The sequence below is a fragment of the Acinetobacter johnsonii ANC 3681 genome (assembly GCF_000368805.1).
In the GTDB taxonomy this organism is placed as follows: Bacteria; Pseudomonadota; Gammaproteobacteria; order Pseudomonadales; family Moraxellaceae; genus Acinetobacter; species Acinetobacter johnsonii.
The window spans coordinates 1,769,431-1,784,463 of the sequence record NZ_KB849705.1 but is presented as its reverse complement, the minus strand read 5'-3'; the positions used below and the strand labels follow the sequence as shown (position 1 = coordinate 1,784,463).

The 15,033-nt window shown below is 44.0% G+C and carries 14 protein-coding genes; 13 read left to right on the top strand and 1 reads right to left on the bottom strand.

All coding sequences use genetic code 11. The features are described from left to right. Positions 1-5: 5 nt before the first annotated feature. The 11 genes from nuoG to F946_RS12705 all read left to right on the top strand — a co-directional run bounded on the left by nuoG (position 6) and on the right by F946_RS12705 (position 12,070). The gene (nuoG, locus tag F946_RS12755) at positions 6-2,687 is read left to right on the top strand and encodes an NADH-quinone oxidoreductase subunit NuoG (protein ID WP_004982911.1); all 2,682 of its coding nucleotides are present in this window, start codon (positions 6-8) and stop codon (positions 2,685-2,687) included. Between the two features lie 3 nt (positions 2,688-2,690). Then, positions 2,691-3,698, top strand: a complete 1,008-nt coding sequence (gene nuoH, locus F946_RS12750) for an NADH-quinone oxidoreductase subunit NuoH (protein ID WP_004695391.1) — start codon at positions 2,691-2,693, stop codon at positions 3,696-3,698. A 16-nt stretch (positions 3,699-3,714) separates the two neighbouring features. Next, positions 3,715-4,257, top strand: coding sequence for an NADH-quinone oxidoreductase subunit NuoI (gene nuoI / locus F946_RS12745; RefSeq protein WP_004651038.1), 543 nt, complete (start codon positions 3,715-3,717; stop codon positions 4,255-4,257). Next, entirely contained in the window at positions 4,257-4,775 is a 519-nt protein-coding gene (gene nuoJ / locus F946_RS12740; protein WP_171056751.1) for an NADH-quinone oxidoreductase subunit J, read from the top strand. The genes nuoI and nuoJ overlap by 1 nt, the downstream gene beginning before the upstream one ends. Next, the gene (nuoK, locus tag F946_RS12735) at positions 4,775-5,083 is read left to right on the top strand and encodes an NADH-quinone oxidoreductase subunit NuoK (protein ID WP_004982909.1); all 309 of its coding nucleotides are present in this window, start codon (positions 4,775-4,777) and stop codon (positions 5,081-5,083) included. The genes nuoJ and nuoK overlap by 1 nt, the downstream gene beginning before the upstream one ends. Continuing rightward, the gene (gene nuoL, locus F946_RS12730; protein WP_004982908.1) at positions 5,080-6,969 is read left to right on the top strand and encodes an NADH-quinone oxidoreductase subunit L; all 1,890 of its coding nucleotides are present in this window, start codon (positions 5,080-5,082) and stop codon (positions 6,967-6,969) included. Before nuoK ends, nuoL begins: the two co-directional genes overlap by 4 nt. Positions 6,970-6,976: 7 nt before the next feature. Continuing rightward, positions 6,977-8,584 carry an NADH-quinone oxidoreductase subunit M gene (gene nuoM / locus F946_RS12725; RefSeq protein WP_171065421.1) on the top strand — a complete coding sequence of 536 codons (1,608 nt, stop codon included), beginning with the start codon at positions 6,977-6,979 and terminating at the stop codon, positions 8,582-8,584. A 3-nt stretch (positions 8,585-8,587) separates the two neighbouring features. After that, complete coding sequence (gene nuoN, locus F946_RS12720) at positions 8,588-10,084, top strand: NADH-quinone oxidoreductase subunit NuoN (RefSeq protein WP_004982902.1); 1,497 nt, start codon at positions 8,588-8,590, stop codon at positions 10,082-10,084. 122 nt (positions 10,085-10,206) lie between these two features. Beyond that, positions 10,207-10,842, top strand: coding sequence for a uracil phosphoribosyltransferase (gene upp / locus F946_RS12715; protein WP_004982901.1), 636 nt, complete (start codon positions 10,207-10,209; stop codon positions 10,840-10,842). 81 nt (positions 10,843-10,923) lie between these two features. After that, entirely contained in the window at positions 10,924-11,217 is a 294-nt protein-coding gene (locus F946_RS12710) for a cold shock domain-containing protein (RefSeq protein ID WP_004982899.1), read from the top strand. A gap of 121 nt (positions 11,218-11,338) precedes the next feature. Then, on the top strand, positions 11,339-12,070 hold the full coding sequence (locus tag F946_RS12705) for a cold shock domain-containing protein (RefSeq protein WP_004982897.1): 732 nt from the start codon (positions 11,339-11,341) through the stop codon (positions 12,068-12,070). Between the two features lie 30 nt (positions 12,071-12,100). Here the strand turns inward: F946_RS12705 and gigC are convergent, their stop codons facing one another. Further along, entirely contained in the window at positions 12,101-12,979 is an 879-nt protein-coding gene (gene gigC, locus F946_RS12700; protein WP_004695408.1) for a LysR family transcriptional regulator GigC, read from the bottom strand. Between the two features lie 85 nt (positions 12,980-13,064). Here gigC and F946_RS12695 point away from each other — a divergent pair, with 85 nt between their 5' ends. Together F946_RS12695 and F946_RS12690 are read left to right on the top strand one after the other, a co-directional pair. Next, on the top strand, positions 13,065-13,826 hold the full coding sequence (locus F946_RS12695) for a ferredoxin--NADP reductase (protein WP_004982896.1): 762 nt from the start codon (positions 13,065-13,067) through the stop codon (positions 13,824-13,826). A 155-nt stretch (positions 13,827-13,981) separates the two neighbouring features. Continuing rightward, positions 13,982-15,004: a V-type ATP synthase subunit I domain-containing protein gene (locus F946_RS12690; protein ID WP_004982893.1), complete on the top strand. Its 1,023-nt coding sequence runs from the start codon at positions 13,982-13,984 to the stop codon at positions 15,002-15,004. The last annotated feature ends 29 nt before the right edge of the window (positions 15,005-15,033 follow it).

Here is a 15,033-nt window from a genome sequence, read left to right as displayed (position 1 = left end):
CGACTATGGCTACAATTCATGTCGATGGCAAATCGTACGAAGTCAATGGCTCAGAGAACTTGCTGCAAGCATGTTTGTCTTTGGGTATTGATATCCCGTACTTTTGTTGGCATCCATCCTTAGGTTCTGTCGGTTCTTGCCGTCAATGTGCCGTGACTCAATACGCGAATCCTGAAGATACGCGTGGCCGTTTAGTCATGTCATGTATGACGCCTGCATCTGACAATACCTACATCTCGATTGAAGACAAAGAAGCGAAAGACTTTCGTGCCTCTATTGTTGAGTTCTTGATGACTAACCACCCACACGACTGTCCAGTCTGTGAAGAAGGTGGTCACTGTCATTTACAAGATATGACTGTGATGACTCAACACGACCGTCGTCGTTACCGTTTCACTAAACGTACGCACTATAACCAAGAACTAGGTTCATTCATTTCACACGAAATGAACCGTTGTATTGCATGTTACCGTTGTGTTCGTTACTACAACGACTATGCGGGTGGTACAGACTTTGGTGTGTATGCAAGTGCGTCACGTGTTTACTTTGGTCGTCCTGAGTCAGGCACTTTAGAATCTGAATTCTCGGGTAACTTGACTGAAGTCTGTCCTACAGGTGTATTCACTGACAAAACTCACTCAGAACGCTATAACCGTAAGTGGGACATGCAGTATGCGCCAAGCGTATGCCAAGGCTGTTCTTCGGGTTGTAACATTTCTCCGGGTGAGCGTTATGGCGAACTTCGTCGTGTCGAAAACCGTTTCAACGGTGAAGTGAACCAATACTTCTTGTGTGACAAAGGTCGTTTTGGTACAGGTTATGTGAACCGTGCAGATCGTCCACGTCAACCGCAGTTCCGTGATGGTGCTGAAGCAACTACAGTTTCTGTAGATCAGGCATTAGATACGGTGATCGCAAATATCCAAGGCAAAAAAGTTTTGGGTATTGGTTCTCCACGTGCATCACTTGAGTCGAACTTCGCGCTTCGCGAATTAGTTGGTCAAGAGAACTATTCAACAGGTATGTCTCAAAAAGAGCAAAACTTGGTTGAATTGGCTGCATCGATTATGCAAACCGAAGGTGTATATAACCCAGGTATGCGTGAAATCGAAAGCTACGATGCTGTGCTTATTTTGGGTGAAGACTTAACGCAAACAGCGCCACGTATGGCATTGTCTGTTCGTCAAGCGGCGAAAAATAAAGCCAAAGAAATGGCTGCGGAACGTCGTACTCAAGACTGGTTAGCAGAGCCGCTACAACGTATTGCTCAAGATGCGAAATCACCGATTTTCATCCTCGCTGCAACGCAAACACGTTTAGCGGATGTCGCGGCAGGTGAAGTGGTTGCTTCTCCAAACGATATCGCTCGTTTAGGTTTTGCCGTTGCTGCTGCTGTGAAGGGTGATGCAATTCTTGGTCTAGCAGATGATGCGAAAGCATTTGCTCAGAACATTGCAGATACATTGAAAGCGGCGAAGAAACCACTGATCATTTCAGGTACAAGTTTACAAGATGCATCCATCATGGAAGCAGCTGCACAAGTTGCGCAAAACCTTGGTGGAAATGCTGGCTTAACCTTGACGGTTCCTGAAGTGAACTCTATGGGCTTAGCAATCTTCGGTGGACAAAGCTTAGAACAAGCGTTTGCACAAGACTATGACACGGTTGTGATCGTTGAAAATGATCTATTCCGTCGTTTGCCAGCGGTACAAGTTGAAGCAGCACTTTCTGGTAAAGACGTGATTGTTTTAGATCACTCTGAAACTGAAACTGTGAAGAAAGCGGATATCGTACTTTCTGCTGCGTCATTTGCTGAAGGCGATGGTACGGTTGTCTCTCAAGAAGGCCGTGCACAACGTTTCTACCAAGTGTATGACCCAAGCTACTACAAACCTGAACTGGCGATCAAAGAATCTTGGCGCTGGTTACATGCCATTGAAACCGGTGTGAAGGGTAAAGCGATTTCTTGGACCTTGCTTGACGATGTCATCGAGTCAGTTGCGAAAAACGTACCTGCACTTGCTGCGATTCAAGATGTGGCTCCAGATGCGGGCTTCCGTGTCCATGGTTTGAAAGTTGCGCGTGAACCGCGTCGTTACTCTGGTCGTACCTCTATGCGTGCACCATTGAACGTGCATGAACCGAAACAACCGACAGATATCGACTCTGCATTAACATTCTCTATGGAAGGTTATGTTGGGAACCAGACTCCGTCTCCACTGGTACCATTTGCATGGTCAGCAGGTTGGAACTCACCGCAAGCTTGGAATAAATTCCAAGATAACGTGGGTGGTCACTTAAAAGGTGGTGATTCGGGTGTGCGTTTATTCGATCGTTTAGCGAAGCGTCCAGCACGTACTTTCGTTGCTCCAGCGGTTGTTGTTGCAAACCCTGAAAGCTTCCGTTTAGTGCCGATGCATCACATTTTTGCTTCTGGTGAATTTACTGTGAAAACACCTGCGATGGAATCGCGTATTCCTGAAGCAGTCTTTGCAGTGGGTGAGCAAGATGCAACTCGTTTGAATGTTCAAGATGGTCAAAAAATCACTGTGAAAGCAGGCGAGACTTCGATCGTACTTCCAGTTCAAGTGATTGATTATTTACCTACAGGTTATATTGGTTATCCAGTTGGTCTTGCACCTACGGTTTCACTTGCTGAGCCTGTATCAGTCGCGGTAGGAGCGTAATTCATGCAACAAGAATTAATCCGTCAAACGCCGCTTTGGGCTGAGAACTGGCCAATTGCCTACTCAGTCATTCAAGCGATTGTGATTTTACTCGTTGTAGTACTCATCGCTGCGTTGATGTCTTTTATTGAGCGTCGTTTACTGGGCTTATGGCAAGACCGTTATGGTCCGAACCGTGTAGGTCCTGGGGGGATGTTCCAGATCGTTGCCGACATGTTGAAAATCATGTTCAAAGAAGACTGGACACCAAAGTTTGCTGACAAATTGACTTTCCGTTTAGCTCCTGCTGTTGCCATGGCAACAGCGGTGATGTCGTTCATGGTTATTCCTGTATCACCATACTTAGGTGTTGCAGACATGAGCATCGGTCTATTGTTCTTTATGGCAATGGCAGGTATTGCCGTCTATGCCGTATTGTTTGGTGGTTGGTCATCAAACAATAAATATGCATTGCTTGGCGGTCTACGTTCTGCAGCTCAAACCATTTCGTATGAAGTGTTCTTGGGTATTTCATTGATGGGGGTGGTTGCGATTGCAGGCTCATTCAACATGCGTGAAATTGTAGAAGCACAAAAAGATGTATGGTTTGTAATTCCACAGTTCTTAGGTTTCTTAATCTTCGTGGTTGCAGGTGTTGCGGTAACTCACCGTCACCCATTTGACCAACCAGAAGCAGAACAAGAATTGGCGGAAGGTTACCACGTCGAGTACGGCGGTATGAAATGGGGGATGTTCTTCGTTGCGGAATATGTCAACGTAGTTCTAATCTCTGCATTGATCGTAACGCTATTCTTCGGTGGTTGGTTAGCGCCATTTAACATCGATATTCCGTTCATTCCACCAGTATTCTGGTTCATTATCAAAACAGCATTCTTTGTGATGATGTTTGTCTTGGCTCGTGGTTCACTTATGCGTCCGCGTTATGACCAAGTGATGAACTTTGGTTGGAAGATTTGCTTACCATTAGCGTTAGTTAACTTATTAGTTACTGGCGCAGTGATTCTGTGGTAAGGGCAGGGAGAATAAAATGTATAAAATTCTAGCTGGGTTTGGGTCAATCGTACGTTCACTGTGGATGGTTTTCTCACACGTGACACGTAAACGTGACACCATTCTTTACCCAGAAGTGCCAGCCGAACAAATTGTTCCACCACGTTTCCGTGGTCGTATCGTGTTAACACGTGACCCAGATGGTGAAGAACGTTGTGTTGCGTGTAACTTATGTGCAGTTGCATGTCCTGTTGGCTGTATTTCACTACAAAAAGCAGAAAAAGAAGATGGTCGTTGGTATCCGGAGTTTTTCCGTATCAACTTCTCACGCTGTATTTTCTGCGGTATGTGTGAAGAAGCATGTCCGACGACTGCAATTCAAATGACTCCAGATTTCGAGTTGGGTGAATACGTTCGTCAAGACTTGGTATATGAGAAAGAAAACTTACTCATTTCAGGTCCTGGTAAATACCCAGACTACAACTTCTACCGTGTAACAGGTATGGCTGTAACTGGAAAAGACAAAGGTCAAGCGCAGCGTGAAAGCGCACCAGTTGATGTACGGAGCTTATTACCATGATGTGGCCATTTTATTTGATGGCACTTGTGGCCATCGTTTCTACGATTCGTGTTGTGACCAACGCGAATCCTGTACACGCTTTATTAAGCTTGATCGTGTCACTTCTTGCAGTTGCAGGCATGTTTATGATCGTGGGTGCGCCATTTGCTGGCGCGCTTGAGATCATCGTCTATGCAGGCGCGATCATGGTGTTATTCGTATTCGTAGTGATGATGTTAAACCTTGGTCAACACACCGTTGAACAAGAGCGTAAATGGTTAACATCGTCTGCTTGGGCCTATCCAGCACTCATGAGCTTCTTAATGGGCTTGGTGTTGGTGTGGATGCTCGGCTCTGACTACACAGCGGCTGGCCCTGTTATGGGTACTGAAGTTGTGGGTCCAAAAGTCGTTGGCCAAGCACTCTTTACTCACTATTTATTATTGGTTGAAGTTGCTGCCATGTTATTGCTTGCTGCGTTGGTTGCAGCATTCCATCTTGGCAAACGTGAACCAGGTGCAGAAGAGGACAAACAATAATGGGCAACATCCCTTTAGAACATGGTTTGATTGTTGCAACCATTCTTTTTGCACTGGGTTTTTACGGTGTGATGGTGCGACGCAATCTATTATTTATGTTAATGAGCCTTGAAATCATGATGAACGCAGCTGCGCTTGCGTTTGTTTTGGCTGGTAGTACATGGGTACAACCAGACGGACAAATCATGTTTATTCTGATCTTAACGCTTGCTGCGGCAGAGGCTTGTATTGGTCTTGCGATCGTCCTTCAGTTCTACCATCGCTTCCATCACTTGGATGTGGATGCTGCTAGTGAGATGCGCGGATGAGTTTTTTATATTTAACAGTATTATTCCCGCTCATTGGTTTTGTCCTTTTAGCGGCAGGTCGCAACAAGCTTCCTGAAAATGTCGCTGCCATTATTGGTGTGGGAGCGGTTGGCCTTTCTGCATTGGTTGCTTTGATCGCTGGTCTAGACTTTGTTAATAATGGCAAAGTGACTTATGTTCAACATCTTTGGACATGGTTCAATGTTGGCAACCTAAGCCCAGGCATTAGCTTACATCTTGACGGTTTATCACTGCTCATGATGGGTATGGTGACAGGTGTGGGTTTCCTTATTCACATCTTTGCATCATGGTATATGCGTGGTGAAGAAGACTTCGCGCGTTTCTTCTCTTATTTCAACTTGTTCGTTGCCAGCATGTTGCTGCTCGTATTAGGCGATAACTTAGCGTTATTGTTCTTAGGTTGGGAAGGCGTAGGTCTATGCTCTTACTTGCTGATTGGTTACTACTACCAAAATCCTGCAAATGGTTTTGCAGCAATTAAAGCATTCACCGTAACACGTGTCGGTGACGTTTTCTTACTGATCGCTTTGTTCTTAATTTACCAACAGTTCGGTACTTTAAACATTGCAGAAGTGGTTGCAGCTGCACCAACAGTGATGACACAAAGTTCATCTTTAACCATTTGGACAGCACTGATGTTGTTCTTGGGTGCTGCAGGTAAATCTGCACAGATCCCATTACAAACATGGTTGGCCGATGCAATGGCAGGTCCTACTCCTGTATCTGCATTGATCCACGCTGCAACGATGGTAACTGCAGGTGTTTACCTGTGCTGCCGTATGTACACCGTGTTTGAAATGGCCCCTGAAGTGATGATGTTTATCTCAATCACTGGTGCGGTAACGTTGTTGGTGGCTGGTTTTGCTGCATTGGTTCAAACCGATATCAAACGTATTTTGGCTTACTCAACGATGAGTCAGCTGGGTTATATGTTTATGGCTGTGGGTGCTGAAGCTTACCAAGCAGGCCTGTTCCACATGCTGACTCACGCATTCTTCAAGGCATTATTGTTCTTGTCTTCAGGTGCAGTGATTTTGGCTTACCACCACGAACAAAACATCTTCAAGATGGGCGGTTTGTTCTACAAGAACAAATTCCTATTTGCTTGTTTCGCCATTGGTGGCGGTGCATTGGCCGCGATTCCATACTTCACCGTGGGCTTCTTCTCGAAAGACGCGATCTTGGGCGCAGTTTGGGTACAAGGCGAATCAATCGCAGTGTATAACTCATTGTACTGGGTGGGTGTAGCTGGTGCTTTCTTAACGTCGATTTACACATTCCGCCTCATTTGGGTTGTGTTCTTTGGTAAAGAAAATACGCCGTATCATGCGATTAAAGGCATTACCTTCTGGGGGCCTTTGGCAATTCTTGCTGTACTTTCAACTTTCGTCGGTGCGGCACTTAAAGCACCTGTGGAAAGCATTTTAAATGCAGCAAAAATTCCAGCATTTGTGATTCCTGAAGCTTTAGAACATGGCATGCATAGCGCTGAATGGACTGCTGTGGGTATTGCGTCGGTTGGTTTAGTGATTGGTGTGGTCTTGTTTGCGTTTGCTTATAGCGCAGTGAAAGGCTTTGCAAAAACGTCATTGGGTGCAGGTCTTGCAAACATTTGTCGTAATGCACTGGGCTTCGATGCGCTTTATGAAATCGTTTTTGTGAAACCATATTTGCTTATTGCGAAGATTTTAGGTCGTGATCCAATTGATCGCTTGTGGTTAGTCTTGCCTGCACTTGTAAAAGGCGGTCACAGCTTCACAAGTTCACGTCAAACGGGTTCATTGCGTGATTACGCATCAAGCATGGCATTAGGTATCTTTGTATTACTAATGGTCTTGATCGTCACTCAGATCGTGGGGAAATAAGATGGAAATCACAAACAACTGGATTCTACCCGCGCTGATCTTAGTTCCGTTCATTGCTGGTTTTATTTGTTGGTTAGTCGACAAACTCGACGACAAACTGCCGCGTTATATCGCGTTAGTGGGTATGCTCATTACTTTGGGCTTAACTGTTGCCCTATGGCAGACAGGTACATTTAACTACGAACTTGGCGCGAAAGTGCCATCGTGGTCTGCTGAATTCATGTTGCCATGGATTCAGACTTTAGGCATTAACATCCACTTAGCTGTGGATGGTCTATCTCTATTAATGGTGGGCTTAACGGCACTTTTAGGTGTGTTGGCTGTCGGCTGTTCTTGGGGTGAAATTCAAAAGAATGTTGGTTTCTTCCACTTAAACCTTTTATGGTCTTTGGGTGGTGTGATCGGTGTATTCTTAGCGATTGACATGTTCTTGTTCTTCTTCTTCTGGGAGATGATGCTTGTACCTATCTACTTCTTGATCGCACTTTGGGGTCATAAAGGGGCAGAAGGTAAGTCACGTGTTTATGCTGCAACCAAATTCTTCCTCTACACGCAAGTAGCGGGTCTTATCATGCTCATCGGTATCCTAGGCCTTGTGGTTTACGGTTACATGATGACGGGTATGATCGGTTTTGATTACAACTATTTATTAGCTGTAGCCAATACTTTAGACAAAGAATTACCCGCTGTTGCTTTTGCATTCATGCTGTGTTTATTCGTCGGTTTTGCGGTAAAACTTCCAGTTTTCCCATTACATGGCTGGTTACCAGATGCGCATGCGCAAGCCCCTACAGCAGGTTCGGTTGACCTTGCAGGTATCTTAATTAAGACGGCTGCATATGGTTTACTACGTTTTGTGATTCCATTCTTCCCAGCGGCTTCTGCACAGTTTGCAGACATCGCGATCATTTTCGGTTTAATCGGTATCTTCTACGGTGCTTGGTGTGCTTTCCAGCAAACCGATATGAAACGTTTACTTGCGTATACGTCAATTTCACACATGGGCTTTGTTTTACTTGCGATTTACGCAGGTAACATCTTAACCTTCCAAGGTTTGATGATCATGATGTTGGCACATGGCTTGTCATCTGCTGCATTGTTCATTATGTGTGGTCAAGTGTACGAGCGTGTTCATACCCGTGATATGCGTTTGATGGGCGGTATGCGTGGTCAGTTCCCATATCTTGCATTCTTCCTCATGTTCTTCGTGGCGGCGCTTGTAGGTATTCCAGGTCTAGGTAACTTCATTGGTGAGTTCCTGATCTTGATGGGTTCTTATGCAAAATTCCCAGTGTTTACTATTCTTGCGGCAGTAAGCTTAGTATTTGCAGGTCTTTATGGCTTGATTCTGATCCACAAAGCGTTGTTTGGTACGCCAAACGAAGAACAACAGCAGCACTACAACAACCCATTGAAAGACTTAAATGCGCGTGAAGTAGTGATCTTGTTAATCTGTGCTTTCGGTCTGTTATGGCTTGGTTTGTACCCACAAAGCTTCCTTGATATTTCAAACTCAAGCATGGCGTGGTTAGCGAACAGCTACATTCCTGTACAAGAAGTAGTTGATGTTGCGAGTCAAGCAACTGTTCAACTCGAAAATGTGGAGATGCAATAAGTCATGAACTTCACAATGTCATTTTCTGAGCTTATGCCTTTAGCTCCTGTGATGATCGTTGCTTTAACAACGATCGTCGTGATGATTCTTACTGCAATTAAGCGTAACCATAACTTAATTGCGACAGCATCAGTGGTGGGCTTAAACCTTGCAGCAGCATATGTACTATTCACAATGTTCGGTGGTGCTTTTGCACCTGCGAACGTGATGGGTATGTTCATGGTGGATGCGTTCACCTTGCTGTACCAAGTGATTATTCTAATTGCGGCTTTGGCATGCTGTACTTTGTCGCATGCCTATATTGAAAGCTATAAAGATAACCGTGAAGAACTGTATATCTTAATGTTGTCATCAGTGACTGGTGCAATGTTAATGGTAGCAAGCTCTCACTATGCATCGTTCTTCATTAGCCTTGAGTTGATGTCGATTCCTGTATATGGCTTATTGGCCTATACACACCAGCGCTCTAAGTCTTTAGAAGCAGGGGTGAAGTACTTGGTGCTTTCAGCAACAGCTTCGGCAATGTTGTTGATGGGTATGGCGTATATTTACGCGTACACAGGTTCAATGTCGTTCTATGACAATGTTCAAGCGTTAATGCAAAACATCCAACAGCCAATGGTACTTTTAGGTTTAGGTCTGATTGTTTTTGCTGTGGCATTCAAACTGTCTTTAGCGCCATTCCATAAATGGACACCAGACGTTTATGCAGGTGCACCAACTCCGATTGCAACATTCCTTGCTACAGCTGCAAAAGTTGCGACAATTGGTCTGTTTGTACGTTACATTCTAACGTCAGGTGCGATCCTTGTTGACTCAATCGTGACGATCTTAACCGTGATTGCGGTATTATCGATCTTGGTGGGTAACTTCCTTGCAGTGAAACAAGTGAACTTGAAACGTATCTTGGCATACTCTTCAATTGCGCACTTTGGTTACTTGTTGATTGGTTTAATCAGCATGACTTATGCAAGCCTTGGCAACGTATCGGTCTATGTGATCACTTATGTGTTAACTACGATTGGTGCATTCGGTGCGGTTGCATTGATGTCTAGCCCATACAACAACGTAGACGAAGCAGAAAGCTTAGCGGACTACCGTGGTCTATTCTGGCGTCGTCCAGTGTTGACTGCCGTATTAACGGTGATGATGCTATCGCTTGCGGGTATTCCTTTGACAGCGGGCTTCATTGGTAAGTTCCTTGTGGTCATGGCTGCGGTAACGACTCAACATTGGTTCTTAGCTGCGATGATCATCGTTGGTTCTGGTATTGGTCTGTACTACTACCTCCGTGTGATGGTTGTTATGTACATGACACCACCAGATGCACCTCGTGTAGACGCTGTGGATCATTGGGGGCAAAAAGTGGGTGGTATTATGGTGCTTTTAGCTGCGGCAGCAGTGCTTGTGATTGGTATCTATCCAGATCCAATTATCAAGTTAGCACTTCAGTCAGAGATTCTATCTCCAATCCACTTTATGCTTTCTCAACAGCACTAATTTTTAAAAACGTTTCGTTTTAACAAAAAAGCCTCCATCAATTGGGGGCTTTTTTGTTTTTATCGCACGATAAAAAGCTTTATAATGTAAGGAATTTTATTTTACCTTTTAGGTGCTCTCCCGTGGCTATCCATGAAATTCGTCATCCACTGATTCGTCATAAGCTTGGTCTTCTTCGTCGTGCTGATATCAGCACCAAAAACTTCCGTGAGCTGGCTCAAGAAGTGACTATGCTGTTGACCTATGAAGCGACCAAAGATTTACCTGTTTGCGATCATGAAATTGATGGTTGGAATGGTAAAGTAACAGTAGACCGCATTGTGGGTAAAAAAATCACGGTTGTGCCAATTTTACGTGCGGGTATTGGCATGTTAGATGGTTTCTTAAACTTGATTCCAAGTGCTAAAGTGTCTGTACTAGGGTTAGAGCGTGATGAAGAAACGCTTGAAGCACGTACTTATTACAAAAAATTAGTTCCAGATGTACAGAACCGTTTAGCGATGATCATCGATCCGATGCTTGCCACAGGTTCTTCATTGGTTGCTGCGATTGATGTATTGAAAGCAAGTGGCTGTAAAGACATTCGTGTGATGGTGTTGGTTGCGGCGCCTGAAGGCATTAAACGTGTTTTGGATACGCACCCAGACGTCACTATTTTCACGGCTTCAATTGACCAAGGCTTAAATGCCAATGGTTATATCGTGCCGGGTCTAGGTGATGCGGGCGACAAAATCTTTGGTTCAGTTCAAAAAGATTAAGATTGAGCCCCAGCAAAAAGAGGCTTTTATAGCCTCTTTTTTATATACTACAACAAAGCGTGTACATATTAGGATCTGTTTATGAAGGCCGAGCAATATCAAGGAAAAGTTAAGCAATATAACGCTGACAAAGGTTTTGGCTTTATTTCCTCACCTGAAGGCGACGTATTTTTTCATATCTCGGATTTCCCTGCAGACTCAGGTGAGCCGAAACGCAATGAACGCGTGAAGTTTAATGTGGTTGAAAATGGCGATCGCAATAAAGCGATTAAAATTGAGCGAGTTGAAGACAACTCTGCTAAAGCCAAGAAGTCGAAAGTCTCAAGCCATAATAAATCGATTACTACAGATTTATTGTCTAATTTTCGACGCTAAGTCAGCGTTGATTCAGCGTTCAATCGTACAAAGATTAATCTTTGTATTTTGAAGCAAAGAGGCTTTTTAGCCTCTTTTTTATTGATTACAATACGAAAAATACAGTTAAATAGAGCAGATTATGTTTCTGAAAGGAAAAATCAAAAGCTTTAGTACCCCACGTGGTTTTGGTTTCATTGAAGTGGAAGGGGATATTGATGATGTGTTTTTTCATATCAAAGATTTGCCACAGCACAACATTGAACCCAAGATTGGCGAAGCACTTCAGTTTATGATTGTAGAAGACCAAGGCAAGTTTAAGGCTGGCAATATCCAGCGGCTCGGTCTGTCCTCAGAAAGCAAAGCAACGACACCATCAAATAAGAAAAAAGCACATACCCAAGCCTCACCACGTTACCATGAGGCAGGGCATAAAAGTACTATCATCACCGTGATTGGCATCATTATCGTCGCGGTATTGGGCTTTTTGACCTATGGGAAATATCAAAGTTATAGTGCAGAAAAGCAGCGTAAAGCTGAGCAGTTGATGCTCGAGCAGCAACAGATTGTAGAAGAACAGCGTAAAGCTTTAGGAAAGTTGCCCGATCAAATCTTATCTGAGCAAGGGAAGCGTAATTTAGATGCAGGTCTGCATCAGACCAATCAACCACGCTCTGAATGCGTGACGGAAAGTATTGATAAACAAAATGGTCGCTTACCTGTCAGCACAGGGCAGTTTAAATGCGATGGACGAACCCATTGCTCCCAAATGCGTTCTTATGAAGAAGCGGTTTATTTCTTAAGAAACTGTCCAAATACCCAAATGGATGGGAACAATGATGGTGAGCCTTGTGAGCGCCAATTTGGGAAATAAAAAAAGCACCCTCGGGTGCTTTTTGCTTACTTATTTTTCGCAGAATTTCATAAAGGCTTTGAGTCCTGGCCCTTGGTACTTCTGACGATGTACCAACATGAACAATGGACGGGTTAGAGACCAAAATGGAGTATCAAGCACCACCAGCTGACCTTTTTCACGCAAAGGTTCAGTGGCCAGCTTTGAAATACATGACATCCCTAAACCACCCGCCACGATTTTTAAAATCGCTTCATTATGACCCAAGGTCAGACGGATATTGGCATCAGGTAAGTCTTTTAAAATAGCGTTATCAAACACTTCGCGCGTACCTGAACCTTCTTCACGCAAGATCCACTCGACCGATTTAAAGTCTTCAGGCGTTAATGTACGATTTAACTGTGCCAAAGGATGTTCTGGTGCACAGCAGACCGCTAATTCATCGTCACGCCAGTGGATACATTGGAGCTGTGGCAAGTGACAAGAGCCTTCAATCAAGGCCAAATCTAGTTGGAACTGATTCACCGCCTCAATCATTTGACGGGTATTACCAACTTGCAGCTGTAAATGGGCTTGAGGTTGAATTTGTAAGAAGTCAGCCATCAGGTCAGGCATGAGGTAGTCACTGATGGTCAGGGTTGCACCCAAACGTAAATCAATGCTTTGTAACTCACCTTTAGCAGCTTGCTCGAAAGCATCACAGCGACCCAAAATTTCTAAAGCCTGTGGCAGCAGGAAACGACCCAAATCATTGAGTTGAAGACGCTTACCTAGACGGTCAAACAGTGGAGCCCCCAAACCATCTTCTAGATCTGCTAAAGCCATACTCGCAGCACTCTGGGTGAGTCGAACCGCATCACTGGCTTTGGTTACTGTGCCTTCTTGAGCAACTGCTACAAAAACCGCCAACTGGCGTAAAGTCATGCGCATGAATATAGCCTTAACATTTAAAAAATATTAACAAATTATGTGGTCATGCTAACATGAGCAACGTCTTTGATGCCACGCTGAAATCATGTCAATTGAAAAATTTAGCCTAGAAAAGGTTTTATCCGTACACCGTTGGACCAATACACTTTTTAGCTTCACCATGACGCGACCTGCACATTTTAAGTTTACCGCAGGACAATTTGCCCGTATTGGCATCAAAGTGGGCGATGAATTGGTGGTTCGAGCGTATTCGGTGGTGTCCTCTCCTTTTGATGAAACTTTAGAGTTTTTCTCGATTGTGGTGCCTGAAGGTGCATTTACCTCAAATTTACAGCACTTAAAAGTCGATGATGACATCTACCTCGAAAAGATCCCGTATGGCTTTTTGACTTTGGCGCGTTATCAGTTGCCGTTACCAAAAGACTTATGGTTACTGGGCACAGGGACAGGGCTGGCACCTTTTATTTCGATGTTACAAGACTTTGAGACGTGGTCGAAGTACGAGAGTATTACGCTGGTTTATAGCGTACGTACAGCCTCTGAACTGGCGTATGCAACACGTATTCAAGAAATTGCAGAGACTTTTGGTGAAGGGCATACAGGCTTTAAATTTGTGCCGATTATTACCCGTGATCCACATGCGCCACTGCATGACCGCTTACCTGTACTGATTGAAAATGGTGAGCTTGAAAAAGCAGTTGGTTTGAGTCTGAACCCTGAAACCAGCCATGTGATGCTGTGTGGTAACCCGCAAATGGTCGAAGACACCAAAGAAGCCCTGAAAGCACGCGGTTTGACTATGAATCGCCGTGGTGAAGGAAATATTGCGGTCGAAAACTATTGGTAAAGCTATTTCGCTAAATAAAAGGCTCATCGAATGATGGGCTTTTTTCACTCAAAATTTGAATCACTCAGATTCTAATATCAGCTTAAAGACACTAGCGCTGCTTGTGCGCTAAGATCGCACTATAATTTCTCTTTTGTACTGGGTTGGATGGGGTTATGTCTTCAGTGTTAAAAACGACGGCTCAGCCAGAGGCTCAACTCAGTCCGCAGCAGAAAAAATTAAATCGTTTGATTGAGCGTATTGAACAGCAAAAACAAGAACTGGCAGCATGGGAAAATGTGCAAGCTGACATTCAAAACTATACGCACAGTAAGCTTTTGTCTGTTTATACAGAGTTACATACGGTTCTATTTACACAGCTCGATACCCTGTGGAATCATTTGGCCAGCGATGCCTTTAGCAAAGCTAATTTAGTACAGATTGACACCAAAATAGCCGCTTTAGCCAAGATGCTAAAAAAATCACAGATCCTGACTTCTGCGCAGAAAGAGCAAGTAGAGAAAGTGGATACTTTCTATATGCAGCATGCAGAGCATGTACGCGTGAAGAAAACCAGATCAAACTCAATACAAAATCATGACCTCGCTGAAACGGTAGAACAAAACGTAGATGTAGACTGGGCAAATTATGAATATGATTCTGCCCAATATGAAGTAGAACGAGAACGTGCCAAGCAGTTAAAACAACAAGAAAAACGTGAGCAAGCAGCCAAAATGGCAGCACAGTCCTTGAAAACTGTATATTTAAAAATTACTGCGATGATTCACCCTGACCGTGAACCTGATAAAGCGAAGAAGTTAGAAAAAACTGAACTTTTGCAGCAGGTCAATGAATCTTATGCAGAGCAGGATTTATTTTATCTATTGAAACTTCAGTTACAGCTAGAGACCAATAAAGGCCTAAGCTCAAAAGCTTTAAGTTCGGAACAAGTGAAGTTTTATCAGTTGTCTTTGGAAGCACAGAGTCAGAATTTGCAAAGCCTATTAGAAGAGATCTTTGCGTCTTTTCACTTGAGCAGTCATATCAACACTAAAAAGCTCAAAATGAGTGATGTGTATAAGGTGATAGATAAGGATGCTGCTGAATTAAAACAGCAGTTGAAGTGGGAACAAGAGCGTTTAAAGCATATGAAAAAGGTGAGTGGGGTGGAGATGTTGTTGGGGCATGGAGTGCTTTAAGTACCTTCTCCCAATGGGAGAAGGTCAGG